The sequence below is a fragment of the Streptomyces sp. NPDC023723 genome (assembly GCF_040639815.1).
GTDB lineage: Bacteria > Actinomycetota > Actinomycetes > Streptomycetales > Streptomycetaceae > Streptomyces.
Map to the genome: position 1 here is coordinate 311,804 of NZ_JBFAAP010000004.1, position 20,727 is coordinate 332,530.

Annotated in this window: 15 protein-coding genes and 1 other RNA gene; 3 read left to right on the plus strand and 13 right to left on the minus strand. The window is 70.9% G+C overall.

Translation table 11 applies throughout. From position 1 onward, the window contains the following. Nucleotides 1-9: 9 nt before the first annotated feature. The 5 genes from AB0G32_RS08190 to AB0G32_RS08210 all read right to left on the minus strand — a co-directional run bounded on the left by AB0G32_RS08190 (nt 10) and on the right by AB0G32_RS08210 (nt 10,013). Nucleotides 10-3,708 (minus strand): LamG domain-containing protein, encoded by a 3,699-nt coding sequence (locus tag AB0G32_RS08190; protein ID WP_361159864.1) that lies wholly within the window; start codon nt 3,706-3,708, stop codon nt 10-12. 313 nt (nt 3,709-4,021) lie between these two features. Beyond that, on the minus strand, nt 4,022-5,326 hold the full coding sequence (locus AB0G32_RS08195; RefSeq protein ID WP_361159867.1) for an acyltransferase: 1,305 nt from the start codon (nt 5,324-5,326) through the stop codon (nt 4,022-4,024). Further along, entirely contained in the window at nt 5,323-7,521 is a 2,199-nt protein-coding gene (locus AB0G32_RS08200) for a glycosyltransferase (protein WP_361159870.1), read from the minus strand. Before AB0G32_RS08200 ends, AB0G32_RS08195 begins: the two co-directional genes overlap by 4 nt. Beyond that, nucleotides 7,521-8,615, minus strand: a complete 1,095-nt coding sequence (locus AB0G32_RS08205) for a hypothetical protein (protein WP_361159873.1) — start codon at nt 8,613-8,615, stop codon at nt 7,521-7,523. Before AB0G32_RS08205 ends, AB0G32_RS08200 begins: the two co-directional genes overlap by 1 nt. A 432-nt stretch (nt 8,616-9,047) precedes the next feature. Next, the gene (locus tag AB0G32_RS08210) at nt 9,048-10,013 is read right to left on the minus strand and encodes a LysR family transcriptional regulator (protein ID WP_361159876.1); all 966 of its coding nucleotides are present in this window, start codon (nt 10,011-10,013) and stop codon (nt 9,048-9,050) included. Nucleotides 10,014-10,097: 84 nt separating this feature from the next. On the opposite strand from AB0G32_RS08210, the gene AB0G32_RS08215 reads away from it, so the two are divergent. Both AB0G32_RS08215 and AB0G32_RS08220 read left to right on the plus strand, forming a co-directional pair. Beyond that, nucleotides 10,098-11,450 (plus strand): MFS transporter, encoded by a 1,353-nt coding sequence (locus AB0G32_RS08215; protein ID WP_361159878.1) that lies wholly within the window; start codon nt 10,098-10,100, stop codon nt 11,448-11,450. Nucleotides 11,451-11,532: 82 nt separating this feature from the next. Beyond that, nucleotides 11,533-12,516: a LacI family DNA-binding transcriptional regulator gene (locus AB0G32_RS08220; protein WP_361159880.1), complete on the plus strand. Its 984-nt coding sequence runs from the start codon at nt 11,533-11,535 to the stop codon at nt 12,514-12,516. A gap of 48 nt (nt 12,517-12,564) precedes the next feature. Here AB0G32_RS08220 and ssrA read toward each other — a convergent pair. From ssrA to ftsE, 5 genes are all read right to left on the minus strand, one after another. After that, nucleotides 12,565-12,964, minus strand: a transfer-messenger RNA (tmRNA) gene (gene ssrA / locus AB0G32_RS08225). A 102-nt stretch (nt 12,965-13,066) separates the two neighbouring features. Continuing rightward, nucleotides 13,067-13,606 (minus strand): SsrA-binding protein SmpB, encoded by a 540-nt coding sequence (gene smpB, locus AB0G32_RS08230; RefSeq protein WP_361159973.1) that lies wholly within the window; start codon nt 13,604-13,606, stop codon nt 13,067-13,069. A gap of 95 nt (nt 13,607-13,701) precedes the next feature. After that, nucleotides 13,702-14,898: a S41 family peptidase gene (locus tag AB0G32_RS08235; RefSeq protein ID WP_361159882.1), complete on the minus strand. Its 1,197-nt coding sequence runs from the start codon at nt 14,896-14,898 to the stop codon at nt 13,702-13,704. A 68-nt stretch (nt 14,899-14,966) separates the two neighbouring features. Continuing rightward, a complete protein-coding gene (gene ftsX, locus AB0G32_RS08240) occupies nt 14,967-15,884 on the minus strand; it encodes a permease-like cell division protein FtsX (protein ID WP_361159884.1) in 918 nt (305 codons plus the stop codon). Nucleotides 15,885-15,930: 46 nt separating this feature from the next. After that, nucleotides 15,931-16,620, minus strand: coding sequence for a cell division ATP-binding protein FtsE (gene ftsE, locus AB0G32_RS08245; RefSeq protein WP_215166898.1), 690 nt, complete (start codon nt 16,618-16,620; stop codon nt 15,931-15,933). A gap of 249 nt (nt 16,621-16,869) precedes the next feature. Between ftsE and AB0G32_RS08250 the strand changes: the two genes are divergently transcribed. Continuing rightward, nucleotides 16,870-17,061 carry a hypothetical protein gene (locus AB0G32_RS08250; protein ID WP_361159887.1) on the plus strand — a complete coding sequence of 64 codons (192 nt, stop codon included), beginning with the start codon at nt 16,870-16,872 and terminating at the stop codon, nt 17,059-17,061. 117 nt (nt 17,062-17,178) lie between these two features. Here the strand turns inward: AB0G32_RS08250 and AB0G32_RS08255 are convergent, their stop codons facing one another. The 3 genes from AB0G32_RS08255 to AB0G32_RS08265 all read right to left on the minus strand — a co-directional run bounded on the left by AB0G32_RS08255 (nt 17,179) and on the right by AB0G32_RS08265 (nt 20,698). Then, nucleotides 17,179-17,928, minus strand: coding sequence for a hypothetical protein (locus AB0G32_RS08255; RefSeq protein ID WP_361159889.1), 750 nt, complete (start codon nt 17,926-17,928; stop codon nt 17,179-17,181). 321 nt (nt 17,929-18,249) lie between these two features. Next, entirely contained in the window at nt 18,250-19,356 is a 1,107-nt protein-coding gene (gene prfB, locus AB0G32_RS08260; protein WP_361159891.1) for a peptide chain release factor 2, read from the minus strand. Nucleotides 19,357-19,438: 82 nt separating this feature from the next. Beyond that, nucleotides 19,439-20,698 (minus strand): serine/threonine-protein kinase, encoded by a 1,260-nt coding sequence (locus tag AB0G32_RS08265; RefSeq protein ID WP_361159894.1) that lies wholly within the window; start codon nt 20,696-20,698, stop codon nt 19,439-19,441. Nucleotides 20,699-20,727 lie beyond the last annotated feature (29 nt).

A 20,727-nucleotide genomic window follows, 5' to 3' on the forward strand; every position in this document is an offset into this window, starting at 1 on the left:
TTTCGAGACCTACTCGTCGCCGGGTGCGCCCAGCGCCTTCGAGCGGACCTGGTCGGCGCTCATCGCACCTGCCCACACCCGGACCTCGTCGAGAGAACCGGGCATGTAGTACCCCGTGGTGCCGCCGGCGCGCCCACGGCCGACGGCGATCTCACCGCTGCCCTGCTGGACGGCGGTGAAGGCCGATCCGCCTTCCTGTGCTTGTTCGGACTCACTCACATAGAGATGTGTGTTGCCGTAGCCACCGGTGGCCTCCTCGGTGGCGTCGTACACACCGGTCACCTGGACCCACGTGTCCATCTCCGCGGAGGTCTCCGACGGAACAGACGCACTGGCCACCACCGCGCCCGTCGAGTCGGTCGCCGTTCGGCCGAATCTCCACAGATACCCTTCTGCGGAGACCTTCTCGACCCACAGCGCCCATGACGACTCCTTGCCGTCCGGGGTGGCCTGTCCGAAGATCTGGGCCCGCTGACCGACAGGCATCGCCGCGAACTTCGCACTGTCCAGCTTGACGTCCGCGGTCACAGTGAAGGAGCCCGTTTCGTCTACCGCAGGTCCCGTGGTCGACATGTAACCCGACGCACCGTCCAGGCGCAGTTCGTTCTCGTCCGGGTCGGCCTCCGCTCCGCTGGCGGAGATGTCCATGGAGCCCAGGGCGTACGACGTGAACTCAGTGACTTTGCCATCGGCGGCGGTGGCACTGTCCCAGTACGCGACCAGCTCAGTCGCCGCCACGCCGTCGGTCTCCAAGCGCGCGTCGTGGCGGATCTCGTCGGCCGTCAGCGCCCGCTGCCAGACGTTGAGCTCGTCGATCCGGCCGAGGAAATAGCTGGTGCCGGACACGTTGCGGCCGATCTGGAGCCCACCAGTCGACACCCACGGTGTGTAGGTGCTGGTCGCGGTGTACAACTTCACGGGTTGGCCCTGCGCGCGGCCGTTGACGAACAATTGGATGGTGTCGTTCGTCTTGTCCGTGTCGCCCTTGGTGTCGAAGACGCCCGCAAGATGGGTCCAGACCTCTTTGCGGGGGCTCTCCGCATCGGCAAGGGACCGTATGTACGTCGCGCCGCTGCCCACGTCCTTGTCGCTGCGGCTGAAAACCCACTTCTTGTACGACGCCGAGTAGTACAGCGCGAAGGCCCAGGTGTTGGAGCCCGGTGCCGACGCGATCACGCGGTTGCTGCTGTCGTCCGTAAGAAGTACCCAGGCAGAGAGGGTAAAGGAGTCGCCCGAGTTCGCCACGGGATTCGTCGTGGCGGCGTAGCCGGTCTGTTTGGTGCTGTCCGTCGCGTCATCGTTCAGACGAAGCGAGTAGTCCGCCGTACCACGCCGCCCGAGGACGGACCAGCCGGCCGCGGTTCCATCAGTCTGGGGATGCAGTGTGGCGTCATGGCGAGTGCCCTCGGTCGCGGTGTCCTTCGCGGTGGTCACCGTCGATCCGGGCGCCCCGTCGTCGAAGTGATACGTCCCCACGGGACCTGTAGCGGCGGCGACCTTGAAAACGAACTCGGTCGACTCTCCCCACCGATCACGGACATCCTTGGCCTGGACGGTCAACACCTGTGTCCCGGAGAGGGCCGGCACCGGTTTGATGGTGACCGTCGACCCTGTGGTCGTGGTGGCGGACTTCTGCGTCAACAGACGCCAGCGGTAGGCCGTGATGTCTGTGTCAGCGGCGTTCGGCGTGAACTGGAAGGAGCCCGCGACCCCGGGGCCGCCCTTGCCCTCGCACACATTGGCGGTGCATTCGGTATACACGCCGGTACTGGTGATCTGCGGAGCCTTCGGAGCCGTTGAGTCGATCTTGAAGTAGCACCAGGAGGAGTAGGAGGAATACAGATCACCGGATTTCGTGCCGTACGTCCAGTGAGACTGGGTGCGCGAGCGCATCCGGTACAGCCCGCCGTCGGCCCGATTGCTCATGCGGACCTTCTCCAAGGTGTCGTCGGGGTCCCACCCTGACTGGGGTCGATAATCGGACCACACCTGGTGCCAGTCAGCGTCGTCACCGCGCTGGACGACGAACTCCGCCTGGAGCTCGCCTTTGTCCTCGGTCGACTTGGGCTTCACCTGTGTCTGCGCACGGGCTTGGGCCATCGGATCGAGCCGGGTGACGATCAGCGGGTCGGAGGACGATTTGTTGCAGTAGGCCGTGGACCCACTGCCCGGGATTAGTCCGACCGACGACGGCGTGCCCGGCTTGGGCACATACACAACCTGGAGTTCGGCATTGTCGTCGAATCGCTTCCAGGCGGCCGGGTCGCTCTCGTCCTTAGCCTGCAGCATCAGGGTCAGGCGGGAGAACTTGCCCGCGGCGAGGTTACGGACAGAACCTGTGAGGTTTTCGTCGCTCTCGTCGGGGTTGTCGTTGAACTCAATCCAGGAGTCCGGCTGGTCGGGGCTGCAGAGATCACCCCGACCGGCGGAGACATTCCGGTCACCGATGTGGTCCAGGATTGCCGGTCCGGGCCAGCGCGTCGACGAGGAAATGTTGTTCGTGCGTTCCAGGTCGACCCACTTGGCGTCACAGGTGAACGACCAGGTCTCCTTCGCCCGGAACGTGGTGTCGATGACCTGCTTGCCGGACAGATTCGTGCCGCCGAACTCGAAGTACATCCGGTTTGTGTGGTCCACATCGCAGTAATAAGGACCCAGGCGGCTGCAGTTGCCGACACCGTAGTCACCGTCGAACTGCCACCACCGGTCACCGTCGTCGGAGAGTACCGTGCGTTCCGACGCACCCAGACCGACCGACGGGTCGATGCGGACCGGGTAGACGGTGTCCTTTCCCCGAAGCAGTTCCAGGTCTGGCTTCACGCTGATGGTGGTGTCCCGGACCTTGACCGGCATCTCGGCGCTGGCGTCACCGGGCAGGGGGGTGCTCGCCTCCCGGTCGCTCTCGGCCGGGTCCGCCGTCCTCGCGGACGGCTCGGCGCTCATGACCGCCTGGCCGGCGGAGTCCCACATCACACCGGCGGGCCCGTCGAAGACCGTGTTGCCGTCCTCGTCGACGGCGCGCAGACCACCGCCGGATGTCGGCAGCACCTGCAGCCCTTCGCCGGTCGCCGACAGTTCGACGTGCTCAAGTCCGGGATTGTCCGCCGCCCTGGCGGACTTCACGACGAGGATCTCCCGATAGCCCTCAGCCGTCGCGGTCAGCTCAAGGTCAACGCCCTCGAAGACATCGGAATAGACGGCGGTCGCGCCTTCCAGGGTCGGCGCGGGCAGCCGGTCCGGCCAGCCGAGCCGCAGCATTCCTCGTTCGTTACCGATCCGGATCAGATCGCTGCCGTTACCGCCGCCGGAGAACGAGAGATCGATTACGGCCGCCTTCGGGCCGACGGTGCCGTCGGGACGGCGCACCAGCGTCGCGTCGACGTCCTGCCAGGAACCGTCATCATCCTGGACCCGCTGCGGGGTGGTCGACTGGGTGAGTGTGAAGGTGCCGTCGGGGTTGGCCACGGTCGTCGTGTATGCCGTCCGCTCGGATGTCACCTCGACGGGCTTACCCGTCTCAACGGCCCTGGCGGATGCCGAGGACTGTGACTCAGTCGCTTCCGCGGCCTGAGCCGGCCCCGTCGTCGCCACGGCCAGCGTTGACACGAGGGAAGCCACGACAGCGGTTGCTGTCAGGGCACTCACCAGCCGAGCGAATCTTCGCTTCGGACGAACGGCGTACCCCCGTCTCCCAAACCCCTTCGCCATATCCCCACCCCTGAGTCACCACTCGTTCACACAGAAGTACGAAGCGAACCATCGTTGACCAAACATCGTCAAGCAAAGTCGGAGTAAAGGGGGGCGCCGGGCCTGGCTGCCACCTGCACGGGAGACCAAATGATCGAGCCTGACATATTGGACGCATTAGGGTCATGCGGACATATCCTCTATCGCCATTACCGAACAACAGACAACTGGTTCCAGCCAGTAACCGGTGACGGGCGAAAGCACATGGGCCGCCCGGAACTGTCCGGACGGCCCACGCAGGAGTATCTCGATTCGCCTCAGCGAACGGCCGGTGTCAGGAGCGGTGCGCCCCGGCCTTCGTACGCGTGCCCTTGCCGCCATCACCGTCCGGCCACAGTTGCGGTTTGCGCTTCGCCGCCACGTCCTCCATCCAGCCGAAGCAGACGATGCACGTGGCGATCCACATCCACACGAAGACCAGAACCGGCCAGGGACTTTCCAGCAGCCAGGAGAAGTGCTGCCACATCACGTCGAAGTTCCACAGTTGGTCCCACATTGTCGCGGCGACGAGGATGCACAAGTTGTGCCACAAGTAGATCGTCACCGCTCGGGAGTTCAGCAGGGTGATGAGCCTGTCGAAGCGGCGCAGCAGCCGTGGCCACTCCGACCACGACGGGCTGAAGTGCAGGAGCACCAGCACTGTGGCGAAGGACCAAAGGGACTGCGCGTACGGGATGTCATCCAGGTCGTGCCCGGCTTTGAACCCGTGCGTCAGCGCATACCACAGGCCGTACCCGGCGACGAACGGCGCCAGGGAGGGCACGACATAGCGCGGGAGCCGCTTGAGAACGCCTTGCTGGTGTGCCATGCCGAGGATCCAGCAGGCACCGAAGGTGCTGAAGTCCGTGACGGCCGAGTCGATCCGCACGCTGGGGATGTGCAGCCAGCCGGACTCCAGGACCGCCGCCAGGGCGATGGGCGCCAGGATAGTCCCCCAGGGGAGGGCGCGCAGCGCCTTAAGGATGAAGGGGGACAGCAGGACGTACCAGAGGTAGGCCCTGATGTACCACAGCGGTCCGGCCAGCTCTGAGCCCCAGTCCTCGCCGAGGATGCCATGGAGGCCCGGGAGACCCTCGGCATAGGGCGGGTCGCTGACCGGGACGATCCAGTAGACGAGGTGGAACCACCACCAGCCAGGATGGCCTTCGGCGTCGGGTCCCCAGCCCTGGATCACCATCCCGGTGACCCCGAGTGCGCCGAGGAGCCACAGCGGAGGCAGGAGCCTGCGCATGCGTCCCCGCACTACCTGGGCGGCCGGGCGTTTCAGAGAGCGGGCCATCAGGTTGCCGGCGAGCGCGAACATCACGCCCATCGACGGGAACACCACCGGGAGCCAGGACCAGCCCATCAGGTGGTAGAAGACGACGCGGAACAGAGCCACCGCGCGCAGCAGGTCGAAGTAACGATCGCGCACGGGCTTGCGCGGGGCCGGCGCGGACACGTCCGACTGCGCTGTCGGGGCCGGCCCAGTGACTGGGAGCGGCCCTACGGGGGCCGTCACGGCCCCCGGCGCGAACGAGCCATACCCGGGTGACGGCACGGCGTCGCCCGTACCGGACGGGAAGGTCGGGGTACTCATCGGACGTGCTCCTGCTGGTCGTTTGTGACGCGCCGAAGCTGCGTCGGGATGGCTCCGGGCGCCTCGACGACACCCGTCCGCCGCAGTTTCTGCCAGCGCAGCCGGCCGCCGGTGAGGGCCGTGATCCAGGACTGGAGCAGCACCACGTACATGAGCTGGCGGTAGAGGATCTGCTGAAGGGGCAGCGAGATCAGGTGGGTCATGCGTTCGCGGTCCAGGCGGAAGGCGTAGGCGGCGCAGACGGCCTGCAAGGCCAGCACGCCCAGCCACGCGCCGATCGTCTTCTCGGTCGGGCCGAAGATGATGCCGTAGAGCAGGAAGATGTCGATCAGCGGCGCGAGCAGCGGGGCCACCACCATGAACAGCGAGACGAAGGGCAGGCCGACGCGGCCGAAGCGGCCCGAGGGGCCCCGGTCGATGACCGCGCGGCGGTGCTTCCAGATCGCCTGCATGGTGCCGTAGGACCAGCGGTAGCGCTGGGACCACAGCTGCTGGACGGTCTCGGGGGCCTCGGTCCAGGCGCGGGCGTTCTCCGCGTAGACGACCTTCCAGCCGTCGCGGTGCAGCGCCATCGTGACGTCGGTGTCCTCGGCGAGGGTGTCGTCGCTCATGCCGCCGATCGGGGTCAGCGCGGAGCGGCGGAACGCGCCGACCGCGCCCGGGATGGTCGGCATGCAGCCCAGCACGTCGTACATCCGGCGGTCCAGGTTGAAGCCCATCACGTACTCGATGTGCTGCCAGGCGCCGATGAGGGAGTCCCGGTTGCCGACCTTGGCGTTGCCGGCCACCGCGCCGACCCCCGGGTCGCCGAACGGCTGGACGAGTTCCCGGACCGTGGACGGCTCGAAGACGGTGTCGCCGTCCATCATCACGACGATGTCGTGGCTGGCATTGGCCAGACCCCGGTTGAGGGCGGCCGGCTTGCCCGCGTTGAGCTGCCGGATGACCCGTACATTGGGCAGGCCCATCGCCTCGACGATGCGGGCCGTGCCGTCCGTGGAGCCGTCGTCGACGACGATGATCTCGACCGGGTGGTCGCTCGACATCAGGGAACGCACGGTGTTCTCGATGCACTTGGCCTCGTTGTACGCCGGGACCAGCACCGACACCGGTTCGGTGACCGGCGGGCCCCAGGCGAAGCCGCGGCGCCGCACCCGGCGGGCGTGCACCACGGAGAGCAGCAGCATCAGGCCGAACCGCCCGATGACCAGCGTGCCGATGACCGCGAGGCCGACCACGAGGATGTCCGTGACGTTGTCGGACGCCGCGACCAGGAAGACCCACGCCTTGCCCTTCCACAGGTCGGCGCCGGTCACCTCGGAGTGCGCGCTGGGCATGTCCAGCGCCTCGGAGAGGTTGTCGAACTGGTAGCCCCGCTGCTGGAGTTCGGGCAGGAACTTGTCCAGTGCCTGGACCGTCTGGTGGCGGTCGCCGCCGGAGTCGTGCATCAGGACGATGGCGCCCTTGCCGTGGCGCGGGGTGGCCCGGCGGATGATCTCGTCGACGCCGGGCTTCTTCCAGTCCTCGCTGTCGGTGTTGTTGACGACGGTGAGGTAACCGCGCGAGCCGATGTACTCGGTGACCGGCCAGGACTTGTTGTCCATCGCGTCGGCGAAGGACGAGTACGGCGGCCGGAACAGCGAGGTGCGGATGCCGGCCGCGCCGGTCAGCGCCAGCTGGTTCTGCGACAGCTCCCAGTCGATGCGGGACTTCGACTGGTAGGAGAGGTCGGGGTGGTTGAAGGTGTGCAGGCCCACCTCGTGGCCCTCGTCGACCATCCGCTTGACCAGGTCCGGGTAGCGGGAGGCCATGGTGCCGGTGACGAAGAAGACGGCGTGCGCGTGGTGCTTCTTCAGCACGTCCAGGACCTTCGGGGTCCAGGTCGGGTCGGGGCCGTCGTCGAAGGTGAGGACCAGTTCGTGGTCCGGCACGCTCATCGACTCGGTGCGGCCGGCCCGGGTGTCGATGACCGGGCCGCCCTCCAGGATCTTCTCCGGCACCTTGTCGGTGGCGGCGGGCGGCTGGACGCGGTGGTCGGCGAGGATCTCGCTGTGCACGTAACCGCGCAGCATGAGCATCGCCATCATCGCGACGAGGACGAGCACCGGCAGGAGCAGGCGCAGCGGCAGCCGGCGCCGCCGGGAGCCGGCACGGGCTCCGGGTGCGGCGCCGTGACGACGGGTGCGGGCGGCCATCAGAAGGTGTACTCCACGAGCGGTGAGTCGGGGACGGGCGCGCCGGATTCGGCGGCGAGGGGAGTTGGGGTGCCCGGGGCCTGGGCGAGGTTGCCGGGGTCGTTGCCGGTGCCCGCGCTGTCGCCGCCGGCGGTCTCGGTCGGGTCGGCCGTGGTGCCGTCGGTCGGGGTCGGGTCGGACGCGTCGGGGTCCGGTGCGGTGGCCGTGTCGGTCGCGCCGGGCTCGGTCTCGCCGCCGCCCGGCTCGGGCGCGGTCTGCGTGGCGGTCGACTCCGACTGGGTGGCGGTGCCGGACTGCTCGGTCGCCGGGGCGGTGTCCGAGGCGGACCCGCCGGTGTCCGGGAGCTGCTCCTCTACGCCGGTGGCGGAGGGCGTCGTCTCAGGGGTGGGGCTGCCGGTGGCGGAAGGGCTCACCGAACCGGTGGGCAGCGGGGTGGTGTCGACCTTGCCGGCCGGTCTGCCGTCCTCCTTGCCCGGTACCGGCAGCCAGGGCGCGTCCGAGCTGCCCGACAGCAGGGTGACCACCATGACCACGGCGTAGACGGCACAGGCGAGGCCGACGGCTATGCCTATTCGGCGGTAGAGGCGGCTGCGCCGGCCCGACTCGTCGACGAAGACCGGCCGGTCGGCCGCGTCGGCGGACACCGCCCCGCCCTTGGCCCGGTGCAGCACTCCGTCCCCGAGCTGCACGGCGTCGAGCTGGACGGTCACCTCGTGCGGGTCGTGCTGGTCGGCGGCGTCGGCCCCGCCCGTACCGAGGGCGCCGCCGCCCTCCTGCCAGGGGTCGCGCACCAAAGCGGTGCGCAGCACGTCCGTGGCAGCGGTGCCGGCCGGGCCGGCGGCCTTGCGGAACCGGTCCGGGGCGGCGGTGGCGGCGGTGGTGGCCGGCCGGGTGACCTTGGGCCATCCGCTCGTCGCGGCGGGAGCGGGGGCGGGCGCGGGCGCGGCAGGGGTGGCGGGGGTAGCGGGCAGTACGTCCGTCACGGCGCCGGAATCGGCCGGCGCGGCGGACCGTACGGCGGCGGGGCCGGCGGTGTCGGGCACGGCCGGTATGACGGCGGTGGCGTCGCCGCCGTCGTGCAGGGCGGGCAGCACATCCGTGGCGTCGGCATCGGCACCGGTTCGGCCGGCAACCGCACCGCCGTCCGCCCCCTCCGTCCCGCTCGCCGTCCCGCCAGCCGTCCCGCTCGCCGTCATCCCGACGTCTCTGCGGAACCAGGACCCCGCACTCCCCGTCTCCGGGAGCTGCCGCGTCGCCGACGCGGCCTCGGGCCACCCCGGTTGGGCGTCTTTCTGCCAGTTCTCCACGCGCCGCACTTCCCCCCAACGAGCAGGTACCGGGTGCGCCGTGACTCCGAGCACCTGCCGAGCGAACCAGGCCCCCACCGGATTCGAGCGCCCCCATTACCACACAGTGCTCAGGTGACGAATGTAGCGCACAGGCAGACGGTGTGTCGGCCAGGTGCCGATTGTTGAGACGCCCGCACCCCGCCCGCAACCCGCCCGCACCCCGCCCACACCCTGCCGTCAGACCGTCATCACCTGCGCGTCACTGTCCGGAATCCATCCCTGGGCGGGCCGCCGCAGCCACCCTTCCTCCGCGGCGAGCGCCCGCGCCGCCCGCCGCAGCGCCCGCAATCCCGGATGCACCAGCCCCTTTCGCCACACCAAGGAGACCGGCGACAGCGGCACCGGATCGACCAGCGGCCGCACCACCGTCGCCGGCATGGCCGGAAACTCCGTCACGGCGAGCACCGGGTGCCGCGTCTTCGCCATCAGCCGTTCGAACTCCTCTTCGCCCACCGCGAGCGGGGCCGGGGGCGCCAGCGCGATGCCGCGCCCCGCGAAGAGCCGGCGGGCGAGATCGGTCCACTCCGGCGTACGGTCGTTGCCGGCCCCGGCGTACACCGTCTCGCCCGCCAGCGCGGCCACCGGCACCCGAGCCAGCGGTGCCAGCGGGTGGTCCGCGGGCAGCAGCACCGCCATCGCCTCGTACCGCACCGGCTGCTGCTCCAGACCGGCCCGCAGCGCCGGCGCCAGACCGGCGAACCGTCCGAAGGAGACGTCCAGCCGCCCCGCGAGCAACTCGGCGGCCGCCCAGGTCAGCCCGCTCTCGTAGCGGGCCATCAGCTCCAGTTCGGGGGCGAGTTCGCGGGCCCGGTGCAGCACCCGGCGGCCGGTGGCCAGCCCCGGCGAGTTGAGGTCCACCAGCAGCGGCCGGGCCTGTCCGAAGGCGGCCAGCAGTTCGTCCTGCGCCGCGAGCACCCGGCGAGCGTACGGCAGCAGCCGCTCGCCGTCGGCGGTGAGGGTCACCTGCCGGGTGGAGCGGACGAACAGCTCGGCGCCCAGCTCCCGTTCGAGGCGCCGTACGTCCCGGCTGAGCGCCTGCTGGGCGACGTACAGCCGGTGCGCGGCACGGGTGAAGTGCAGTTCCTCGGCGACGGCGACGAAGCCGCGCAGCAGACGCGGGTCGAGGTGGCTCGGGACGGGCATCCGGCGAATCTACAACGGGGGTGCGTGAATCGGTGCGCGGAAGGTGTTGGACCCCGGGACCGGTGCCGGGCGACGGTGTTGCCCATGCCGCAACCGACGTATGCCCGCTCCCCCGACCGCCCCGAACCCGTCATGACGGCCGTCACCACCGACAGCCTGGTCGCCGCCGACTTCCGCCCCCGCACCAGCATGCACGCCCGTCCCCGGACCCACCCCCGGGACCGCCCGCCCGGCCCGTACCGCCGGCTCCTCGCCGTCCCCGGCGCCCGCGCGTTCACCGCCGGGAACCTCGTCGCCCGACTGCCCCAGGGCATGTTCAGCGTCAGCGCGGTCGTCATGATCGCCGAAACCCGGGACTCGTACGCCCTGGCCGGCGCGGTCGTCGCGACCGGGCTGGCGGTGAGCACGGTGGCCGCCCCGCTGATCGCCCGGCTCGTCGACCGCCACGGCCAGGCCCGGGTGGCACTGCCCGCCACCCTGGTCGCCGTCCTCGGCTCGCTCGCCCTGGTGCTCTGCGTCCGCCAGGGCGCCCCGCACTGGACCCTGTTCGCCGCCGAGGCCGCCACCGCCGCGACCCCCAACACCGGCGGCATGGCCCGGGCCCGCTGGAACCACCTGCTGCGCGGCGACCCGGCCGCCCTGCACACCGCCAACTCCTTCGAGCAGGCCACCGACGAGCTGTGCTACCTGCTCGGCCCGGTGCTGGCGGCCCTGGTGTGCACGGCGTTCTTCCCGGAGGCGGGCACGCTGGTCGCGGCGGCGCTGCTGCTGGGCGGCATGCTGCTGTTCACCGCCCAGCGCGCCACCGAGCCGCCCGTCCGTCCCCCGGCGTCCGCCGGGAAGGCCCCGCTGCGCGCCCCCGGCATCCCCCCGCTGCTGGCGGTGTGCCTGGCGACGGGCGCGGTGTTCGGCTCGATGGAGGTGGTCACCATCGCGTTCGCGGACGCGCAGGGCCACCGGTCGGCCGCCGGCGCGGTGCTGGCCTGCCAGGCGGCCGGTTCGGGCGTGGCCGGGCTACTGTTCGGGACGCTGCGGCTGTCCGGGCCGGTCACCGCCCGGCTGCCCTGGTGCGTCGCGGCGATGACCGCCCTGATGACCCTGCCGCTGCTCGCGGCGGCCGGTACCGGATCGCTGCCGCTGCTGGCCGGCGCCCTGCTGCTGGCCGGGATGGCCACCGCCCCGACGATGGTCACCACGATGACCCTGGTCCAGCAGCGCACCCCCGAGGGCCGCCTCAACGAGGGCATGACCCTGGCGGTCACCGGCCTGCTCGGCGGCATCGCCGGCGGCAGCGCGCTCGGCGGCTGGACGGTGGAGCACCTCTCCGCCACGGCCGGCTACGGCATCCCGGTCACGGCCGCGGCGGTGGCGCTGCTGCTGGCACTGGCGGCGGCGGCCGGCTCCCGCGGGCCCCTTGAGCCGCGCCCGGCCCATTGACGCCGGTGCCCACCGCGCCTACCTTCCTCCGTCCAAGCGCTCCGACGCCCCCGGAGGAACCGACCATGCCGGCAGCCCGCTGATGGTCAGCATCACCGACGTGGCCCGCCGGGCCGGCGTCTCCCCCAGCACCGTCTCCTACGCGCTCAGCGGCAAGCGCCCGATCTCCGCGGGGACCCGGCGGCGCGTCGAGGCGGCCGTCCGCGAACTGGGCTACCGCACGCATCCCGGCATCCCCACCGGAGTACTGGGGCTGCTGCTCCCGCTGCGCCCCGGGGCCGGGCCGCCGGACCCGGCGGGCCACGCGATGTCCGTGGTCACCGCGGCCCGCGCGCACGGCCACGACGTACTCCTGATCACCCGCGAGGACGACGACAGCACCGGCGAGGAAGCCGACCGGACCGGACACCGCATGGCCGACGCGCTGATCGTGACCGATGTGCGGCTGCGCGACCCCCGGCTGCCGGCGCTGCGCGGCCGCCCCGCCGTACTGCTCGGCCTGCCCGCCGATCCGGCCGGGCTGACCTGCGTCGACCTGGACTACCGGGCGGCCGGTGAGCGGTGCGCGGCGCGGCTGGCGGAGCTGGGGCACCGGGTGGTGGCGCTGGTCGGCGCGGAGCCGGCGGTGTACGCCCGGGGGACCGCGTCCGCGCACCGGGTGGTCCGCGGCTTCACGGCCGCCGCCGCCCGCGCCGGGCTGACCGCGTCCGTGCACCCGAGCGCCGCCGGGCCGGACACCGCCCGGGACACCGCCGGACGACTGCTGCGGCTGCGTCCGGCGCCCACCGCCGTCCTCGTCCACAACGAGCCGCTGCTGGCCCCCCTGCTCGACGCCTTGGAGCGGCTCGGCCGCCGTGTCCCCGACGACCTCTCCGTCGTCGCGATCTGCCCGGACGCGGTGGCCCTCGCCCCCCGGCTCCCGGTCACCTCGGTCACCGTCCCGACCGCCGAGCTGGGCGCCCGGGCGGTGGCACTGGCGCTACGGGCGGTCAGCGGCCCGGCCGCGCCCGGCGTCCACCTGCTGCCGCCGCGGCTGACCGAGCGCTCGAGCACCGCCCCGGCATGACGAAGGCCCCGCCGCCCGAGGGCGACGGGGCCTTGGCCCACATGGGAATTGTGGAGATGGCGGGAATCGAACCCGCGTCCAACGGTGCGGAATCAGGGCTTCTCCGTGTGCAGTCCGCTTCGATTTTCTCAGCCCCGGAGATCACGCGGACAAGTCTCCGACGGGCTCAGTCACTGTTTGGTTTCCCTCTTCACCCCGTGACCGGGATCAAGGTTTAGTCCCCTAGCTGATGCCAGGATCCGGGTCGGGAACAGCCCCGGGCTGACACTCCCTTAGTAGGAGGCTCGCTTCGCTACCTGAGATCAGGCAGCGAGGGCGAAGGCCTGCTGGGAGGAATCGCGCTTGGTGTTGGCGATTATTTTTTTCGGCCTGTGGTTTACGAGATCATGGCCGCTTCCTCGACACGCTTCCCCTGCTTCGACAGCCGCTGTCGAAACCGATCATCCCCATGTTGTTTTTTCAAATAATGCACCGGCCAGGCGGTGCAGGTGCCATCGTACGTGACCAACGCACGACCGTGCCAGCCTATTCCCGGCGCCGCGCGGCGGGCTCAGCCACGCTCCCGGCGCTTGATCGCCGAGATGGTCCGCTCCGCCTCCCGCCGGTCCTGCTTCTCGCGCAGGGTCTGGCGCTTGTCGTACTCCTTCTTGCCGCGCGCCAGGGCGATCTCCGCCTTGGCCCGGCCGTCCTTGAAGTACAGGGCGAGCGGGACGATGGTGTGCCCGGTCTCCTGGGACTTGGACTCCAGCTTGTCGATCTCCTCCCGGTGCAGCAGCAGCTTGCGCTTGCGGCGCGCGGAGTGGTTGGTCCAGCTGCCCTGGTGATACTCGGGGATGTGGGCGTTGTGCAGCCACGCCTCGCCCCCGTCGATCTGGACGAACCCGTCGGTCAGCGAGGTCCGCCCCTCCCGCAGCGACTTGACCTCGGTGCCGGTGAGCACCAGCCCGGCCTCGTAGGTGTCGATGATCGCGTAGTCGTGCCGGGCCTTCTTGTTCTGGGCGACGATCTTGCGTTTGCCGCCCTTCTCGCCGTCCCGGCCCTTGCCGCCCCCGCCGCCCTGCTTGGGCTGGGACTCCTTCGGTACGTACATTCCCTTGCTCATGATGCCGCCCATTTTCGCACTACGGAGGGGGCCGGGGGAAAGCCGATTACCCGGCCCGCGCCGCTGCCGCCCCAGACCGCCCGCTACCGCCCCAGACCGCTCAGCAGCGCCGCCGCCCGGTCCACGCTGCCGGCCCGGTCCGGGTCGATCTCCAGGTCCGGGGTGATGCCGGTGCCGTCGACGCCGCGCCCGGAGGGGGTGCGGTAGTGGCCGACGGTCAGTTCGGCCACCGAGCCGCCGGGCAGCCGGCTCGGCATCTGCACCGAGCCCTTGCCGAAGGTGCGGGAGCCCACCACGACCGCCCGGCCGCGGTCCTGGAGGGCGCCGGTGAGCAGTTCGGCCGCGCTCATCGTGCCGCCGTCGACGAGCGCGACCAGCGGTCTGGCGGTGTCGCCGCCGTCCGTCGCGTGCAGGGCGCGCTGGTCGCCGTCCACGTCGTAGGTGGCGACCAGGCCGCCGTCGAGGAAGGCGGAGGCCGCGGTGACCGCCTCGGTGACCAGCCCGCCGGAGTTGCCGCGCAGGTCGAGGACGACACCGGCGCCGGACGGCGTGTCGCGGACGGCGGCGCGGACCCGGTCGCCGACGCCCTTGGTGAAGGAGCCGATCCGGACGACGCTCGCGCCGCTCGCCAGCCGGCGCACGGTCACCGGCTGGGTGCTCAGGCTGGCCCGGCGTACCGTCTCGGTCCACGCGCGGGTGCCGCGGGCCAGGCCGAGCCGGACGGTACTGCCGGCCGCCGCGTCGGTGGCGTCGCCGCGCAGCAGCGAGACGACCTCGGTGACGGGCCGCCCGTCGACCCGCTCGCCGTCGACGCTGCGCAGCCGGTCGCCCGCGCGCACCCCGGCCGCGGCGGCGGGCGAGCCGGGCCGCACCTTCGTCACCTCGATGGCGCCGCCGCGCTCCCGGCGCGCGGAGACCCCGACACCGGTGTACCGGCCGTCGAGGGCCTCCTCCAGCTCCGCGTACTCGTTCTGGGAGTAGACCGAACCCCAGCGGTCCCCGCTGCGGCTGACCGCGCGCTCGGCGGCCTCCACCGGGGACTTGCCGTCGGCCATCGCCTCGGCGGCCGCCCGCGCCACCTCCCGGTCCGCGCCGGCCGCCGCCGACCCGGCGGACCCGGCCGTACGGGCCGCTTGGGAGGTCCCGCCCGCCGCGTTCCGGTCGGCCTCGGGCAGCGATCCGGTGGCCGCGCCGGCCACCAGAACACTGGCGAACACCAACGTCAGGGCGGCCCCGTGGCGGACGCGGCGGGGCGGGCAGAACAGGTCTCGACCTGACATGCCGGTGAGTGTAGGACACGGCAGGAGGGCCGCACGGAAGCTTGCCCGTACGGCCCTCTTGGCGTGTGTCACACCTTCAGGTACTTGCGCAGCGCGAAGAACGCGGCCAGCGCCGGCATCAGCACACTCGCGGCCAGGATGAGCGGCAGCTTGGTCAGGACGGCGTCCCAGCCAACGAAGTTGATGAGGGTCAGCTTGTTGGACAGGGCCATGCCGTGGTCGATGGTGAAGTACCGCCCCACGACCAGGAACACGCACGCCAGGCCACCGCCGATGACGCCGGCCACGGCGGCCTCCATGATGAACGGCGCCTGGATGTAGAAGCCGGAGGCGCCGACCAGCCGCATGATGCCGGTCTCCCGGCGGCGGCTGAAGGCGGAGACCCGCACCGTGTTGACGATCAGCAGCAGGGCGACGACCAGCATGAGGACCATGACGCCGAGCGCCGCGCGGTTCATCAGGTTCAGCAGCTCGAAGAGGTTGTCCAGGATGCCCTTCTGGTCCTGCACGGACTGCACGCCGTCCCGCCCGTCGAAGGCGGTCGCGATCACCTGGTACTTCTCCGGGTCCTTCAGCTTGATCCGGTACGACTCCTGCATCTGGTCCGGCGTCAGGGAGCTGGCCAGCGGCGAGTCGCCGAACTGCTCCTTGTAGTGCTTGTACGCCTCGTCCTGCGACTCGTACGTCACGTCCTGGACGACCGACATCTCGTCGAGGTCGGCGAGGATCTGCTTCTTCTGGTCCTCGGTCACCGCGCCCTTGGCGCAGTTGGGATCGGACTCGGCGTCGCTCTTGTTGCAGAGGAAGACGGAGACGTTGACCTTGTCGTACCAGTAGCCCTTCATGGTGTTGACCTGGTCGCTCATCAGCAGCGAACCGCCGAACAGGGCCAGGGAGAGGGCGACGGAGACGATGACCGCGAAGGTCATCGTCAGGTTGCGGCGGAGACCTACACCGATCTCCGAGAGGACGAACTGGGCGCGCATGGCGTCTGGTTAAGCCTTTCCGTGGATACCGGGCGTACTGCGTGTGTCAGTGCTGGTAGCCGTAGACACCGCGCGCCTGGTCGCGGACGAGGCGCCCCTTCTCCAGCTCGATGACGCGCTTGCGCATCTGGTCCACGATGTTCTGGTCGTGCGTCGCCATGATCACGGTGGTGCCCGTCCGGTTGATCCGGTCGAGCAGCTTCATGATGCCGACGGAGGTCTGCGGGTCGAGGTTGCCGGTGGGCTCGTCGGCGATGAGCAGCTTGGGCCGGTTGACGAAGGCCCGCGCGATGGCCACGCGCTGCTGTTCACCACCGGACAGCTCGCCCGGCATGCGGTCCTCCTTGCCGCCGAGCCCGACCAGGTCGAGCACCTGGGGCACGGACTTGCGGATCTCGCCGCGGGACTTGCCGATGACCTCCTGGGCGAAGGCCACGTTCTCGCCGACCGTCTTGTTGGGCAGCAGACGGAAGTCCTGGAACACCGTCCCCAGCTGGCGGCGCATGTGCGGCACCTTCCAGTTGGACAGACGGGCCAGGTCCTTGCCGAGGACGTGCACCTGGCCGTGGCTCGCCCGTTCCTCGCGCAGGACCAGCCGCAGGAAGGTGGACTTACCGGAGCCGGAGGACCCCACCAGGAAGACGAACTCGCCCTTCTCCACCTCCAGGGAGACATCCCTGAGGGCGGGGCGGTTCTGTTTGGGGTAGGCCTTGGAGACGTTGTCGAATCGGATCACGGGTGCACCACGGGTAGCCGGGGGTAGATGAGCGTGACCATACGCGAAGTGGGTATGGGCCCGCAGTCACCGGTCGGGGTTGCGTCATGGTTGCGCGTTATGTCCGCGTTATCTGGGCGGGCTGTCCGTACACCGTCCTCGGCGGGAGCGCGCGCAGCGACGCGCGGAACCTGGCACAGTGGAAGGGGAACGTTCGCGGTACGGCGGGCGTTGTGGGTAGGTGGAGACCGGTGCTAGGAGGGCGAGCGCATGACGTACGACCGGTTGGTGTGCGCGAACTGCGCGGCGCCCGTGAGCGAGGGCCGCTGCCCGGTGTGCCGGGCGAACCGCGAGCGGATGCAGCAGCAGAGCTTCCTGGCGGGCCTGACCCCGATGACGCTGGTCGCGCTGGCCGTGGTGCTGGTGGCGGCGGTGGCCCTGCTGGCCCACCAGACCGCCTAGCGGGCCCCAGGAGAGCGACAGACGACGGCCGAGGGGCCCGGAGCGCCGTACGTACGCTCCGGGCCCCTCGGCCGTGATGCCGCGCGCGTACGGCGTCCCGTACGCGGACCGTCACCGTCAGGCAGCGGCGCCCCGGCCGCCCATCAGGCGCGGCAGGAAGCGGAAGCCGACGCCACCGGCGATCATGGTGGCGGCGCCGATGAGCAGGAAGGTGGTCTCGGCGGCACCGGTCTCGGCGAGCTCGTCGCCGGTGCCCTGCGCCGAGGTCTGCGCGGTGGTGTCCGCACCGGTGTCGGTCAGGGCCGAGGTGCCCTGCTCCTGAGCGGCGTTGTTGTTGCCGCCGTCGGTGCTGGTGTTGTCGGTGCCGCCGCCGTTGCCGGTGCTGCCGCCGCCCGCGCTGTCGCTCGGGTCGTCGGTGGGCTCGACCGGGTTGGCGGGGTCGGTACCCGGGCCGGTGCCCTCGCCGGGGTCGGTGCCCTCGCCCGGGTCCGTGCCCTCACCGGGGTCGGTGCCCTCACCGGGGTCCGTACCCTCGCCCGGGTCCGTGCCCTCACCGGGGTCGGTGCCCTCACCGGGGTCCGTACCCTCGCCCGGGTCCGTGCCCTCGCCCGGGTCGGTGCCCTCACCGGGGTCGGTGCCCTCGCCCGGGTCCGTGCCGCAGTTCGGGTCGACTGCGACGTCGCAGTTCGGGTCGTCCGTTTCGTCGTCCGTGACGCTCGCGCCGAGGCCGAGCCCGCCGTCGCCCACGCTGGCGCTGACGCCTATGTCGAGCGCCGAAGCGGCACCCGCGGCGGTCAGCGAGGCACCGGCGGCGATGATGGCGCCGGCCGCGACCCGTGCGACACGGACCCGTGTCTTCTTGGTCATTGTTTGCTACCCCCAGTAGCTGAATCGTCAGGGTGGCGGCGTTTCGGGGCCGTGATCGACGGGGGTAGCCATGTTGTGAAGCCCCCCGGTTCACATGCGCCCCAGAAACACGCATGCCGCGCATCACCTTTCCCATTTTTAAAGGCAACGTCAAGGCCATTGCGTACGCGATGTCCGCGTTCGAGGTGTATGCCGGATACAAAGACTGTGAGTTTGATGTAAAAGCCGGACATCGAGCCCAGAAAAGACGCATACGAAAGGCAACTGCCACCACGAGGGCGGCAGTTGCCTTGTCGACAAAGCGGCGTCAGCGTACCGCCGTTACTTCTCCTGCTGCTTGCGCCAGCGAATTCCGGCCTCCAGGAAGCCCTGGATCTCCCCGTTGAACACGGCCTCGGGGTTGCCCACCTCGTACTCGGTGCGCAGGTCCTTGACCATCTGGTACGGGTGCAGGACGTACGAACGCATCTGGTTGCCCCAGGAGTTGCCGCCGTCGCCCTTGAGCGCGTCCATCTTGGCCTGCTCCTCCTGGCGGCGGCGCTCGAGGAGCTTGGCCTGGAGGACGTTCATCGCGGTCGCCTTGTTCTGGATCTGCGAGCGCTCGTTCTGGCAGGAGACGACGATGCCGGTGGGCAGGTGGGTCAGCCGGACCGCGGAGTCCGTCGTGTTCACGCCCTGGCCGCCGGGGCCGGAGGACCGGTAGACGTCCACCCGCAGTTCGGACTCGTCGATCTCGATGTGGTCGGTCTGCTCGACCACCGGCAGGATCTCGACGCCCGCGAAGGAGGTCTGGCGGCGCCCCTGGTTGTCGAACGGCGAGATGCGCACCAGCCGGTGCGTGCCCTGCTCGACGGAGAGCGTCCCGTAGGCGTACGGCACCTGCACGGCGAAGGTGGTCGACTTGATGCCGGCCTCCTCCGCGTACGACGTCTCGTAGATCTCCGTCTTGTAGCCGCGCTGCTCCGCCCAGCGCAGGTACATCCGCTGGAGCTTCTCGGCGAAGTCGGCGGCGTCCACGCCACCCGCCTCGGCGCGGATGTTGACCAGCGCCTCCCGGGAGTCGTACTCGCCGGACAGCAGGGTGCGGACCTCCATCTCGTCCAGCGCCTTGCGCACCGAGGTGAGCTCCGTCTCGGCCTCGGCCCGGGTGTCCGGGTCGTCCTCCTCCTCGGCCATCTCGAAGAGCACCGCGAGATCGTCGATCCGGCCGCGCAGCGCCTCCGCCTTCCGGACCTCGGCCTGGAGGTGGGAGAGCTTGCTGGTGATCTTCTGCGCCGCCTCCGGGTCGTCCCACAGGGACGGCGCGGCCGCCTGCTCCTCGAGCACGGCGATGTCTGCCCTCATCTTGTCGAGGTCCAGGACGGCCTCGATCGACTCCATGGTCGAGGAGAGGGACTTCAGCTCTTCGGATACATCGACGACTGCCACGCCCTCCAGCGTAACGGCTCCGCCGGGCGGCCCACGCCGGGCGGTACGGGGGCGGTCGCCGGGGGCCGTCCCCTGGCCGGCCCTAGGGGACCGCCGGTGCCGAGTTCCGGGTGTCCTCGGGGCCGGTGCCGGACTCGTCGCCGCTCGTGGTCAGCCAGGCGCCGACGCCGATCGCCGCCAGCAGCGCCACGGCGCCCGCGCCGAGGGCGATCCGGCGGCGGCGGGCGGCGGCCCGGTTGCGTGCCGAGCCGGGGCGCCGGGCGCCCGGCGCGCGCGGCGCCCGGGCGGTGCCGTGGGCCGGGCCGGCCAGCTCGTCGGGGGCGGGGACGCGCATGGAGGTGTGGGTGTCCCGGTTGGAGTCGGCGGGCTTGGCGCGGGGCACCAGCGGCACCGCGCCGCGCCGCCGCACCGCGTCGCCGTCCCGCCCGGCCCCGGTCCCGGCGGACGGCTCCCGGTCGGTGTCGTCCGCGTCCTCCGGCTGGTCGCCGCCGGACTCGTCCACGTCCAGCGGGGGCATGCCGGCCAGCATCGGCAGCAGCTCGCGCAGCCGGGCGCCCAGCTCGGAGGCGCGCAGCCGGGAGGCCGGCGCCTTGGCCAGGCACTGCACCAGGAGCTGCCACAGCTCGTCCGGGATGCCGGGCAGCGGGACGACGGTCTCGGTGACGTGCCGGCGCAGTACCGCCCCGGGGTGGCCGCCGCCGAACGGCGTGAACCCGGCCAGCAGCTCGTACAGCACGGTGGCCAGCGCGTAGATGTCGACGGAGGCGCGCGGCGGCAGGCCCTCGACGATCTCGGGGGCCAGGTAGTCCGGGGTGCCGATGATCTTCGTGGCGCGGGTGCGGCGCGGGGTGTCGATGAGCTTGGCCACCCCGAAGTCGGTGAGCAGCGCGCGGTGCGAGCCGCCGGGGCCGAGCGGACCCTGCATGTCGAGGAGCACGTTCTCCGGCTTGACGTCACGGTGCACGACCCCGGCGGCGTGCGCGGCGGCCAGTCCGTCGGCGACGTCGGCGGTGATCGCCACCGCGGCCTCGGGCGGCAGCCGGCGCTCGCGGTCCAGGCGGGTGCGCAGGTCGGTGCCGCGGACCAGGTCCATGACCAGGGCCAGGTCGTTGCCGTCGACCACGAGGTCGCGGACGGAGACGACGTGCGGGTGCTCCAGACCGAGCAGGGCGGTGCGCTCCTGCACGAAGCGGCCGACCAGCTCCTGGTCGGACGCGAGGTCCTCGCGCAGCAGCTTGATCGCGACGGGTCCCTCGGGGCCCTCGCCCAGCCACACCGTGCCGGCACTGCCCCGACCGAGGATCTGGTGGGCGGTGTACCGGCTGCCGATCTTCCGTGCCAAGACTGCTCCTACCGACGCGTGTTGCGAGT

What these genes read in the sequence shown, in the direction of transcription:
- AB0G32_RS08190 (WP_361159864.1), bottom strand. Translation starts at nt 3,708, where the DNA reads ATGGCGAAGGGGTTTGGGAGACGGGGGTACGCCGTTCGTCCGAAGCGA.
- AB0G32_RS08215 (WP_361159878.1), top strand. Translation starts at nt 10,098, where the DNA reads ATGCCGCAACCGACGTATGCCCGCTCCCCCGACCGCCCCGAACCCGTC.
- AB0G32_RS08255 (WP_361159889.1), bottom strand. Translation starts at nt 17,928, where the DNA reads ATGACCAAGAAGACACGGGTCCGTGTCGCACGGGTCGCGGCCGGCGCC.
- AB0G32_RS08235 (WP_361159882.1), bottom strand. Translation starts at nt 14,898, where the DNA reads ATGTCAGGTCGAGACCTGTTCTGCCCGCCCCGCCGCGTCCGCCACGGG.
- AB0G32_RS08195 (WP_361159867.1), bottom strand. Translation starts at nt 5,326, where the DNA reads ATGAGTACCCCGACCTTCCCGTCCGGTACGGGCGACGCCGTGCCGTCA.
- smpB (WP_361159973.1), bottom strand. Translation starts at nt 13,606, where the DNA reads ATGTACGTACCGAAGGAGTCCCAGCCCAAGCAGGGCGGCGGGGGCGGC.
- AB0G32_RS08220 (WP_361159880.1), top strand. Translation starts at nt 11,533, where the DNA reads ATGGTCAGCATCACCGACGTGGCCCGCCGGGCCGGCGTCTCCCCCAGC.
- AB0G32_RS08200 (WP_361159870.1), bottom strand. Translation starts at nt 7,521, where the DNA reads ATGGCCGCCCGCACCCGTCGTCACGGCGCCGCACCCGGAGCCCGTGCC.
- AB0G32_RS08210 (WP_361159876.1), bottom strand. Translation starts at nt 10,013, where the DNA reads ATGCCCGTCCCGAGCCACCTCGACCCGCGTCTGCTGCGCGGCTTCGTC.
- AB0G32_RS08250 (WP_361159887.1), top strand. Translation starts at nt 16,870, where the DNA reads ATGACGTACGACCGGTTGGTGTGCGCGAACTGCGCGGCGCCCGTGAGC.
- ftsX (WP_361159884.1), bottom strand. Translation starts at nt 15,884, where the DNA reads ATGCGCGCCCAGTTCGTCCTCTCGGAGATCGGTGTAGGTCTCCGCCGC.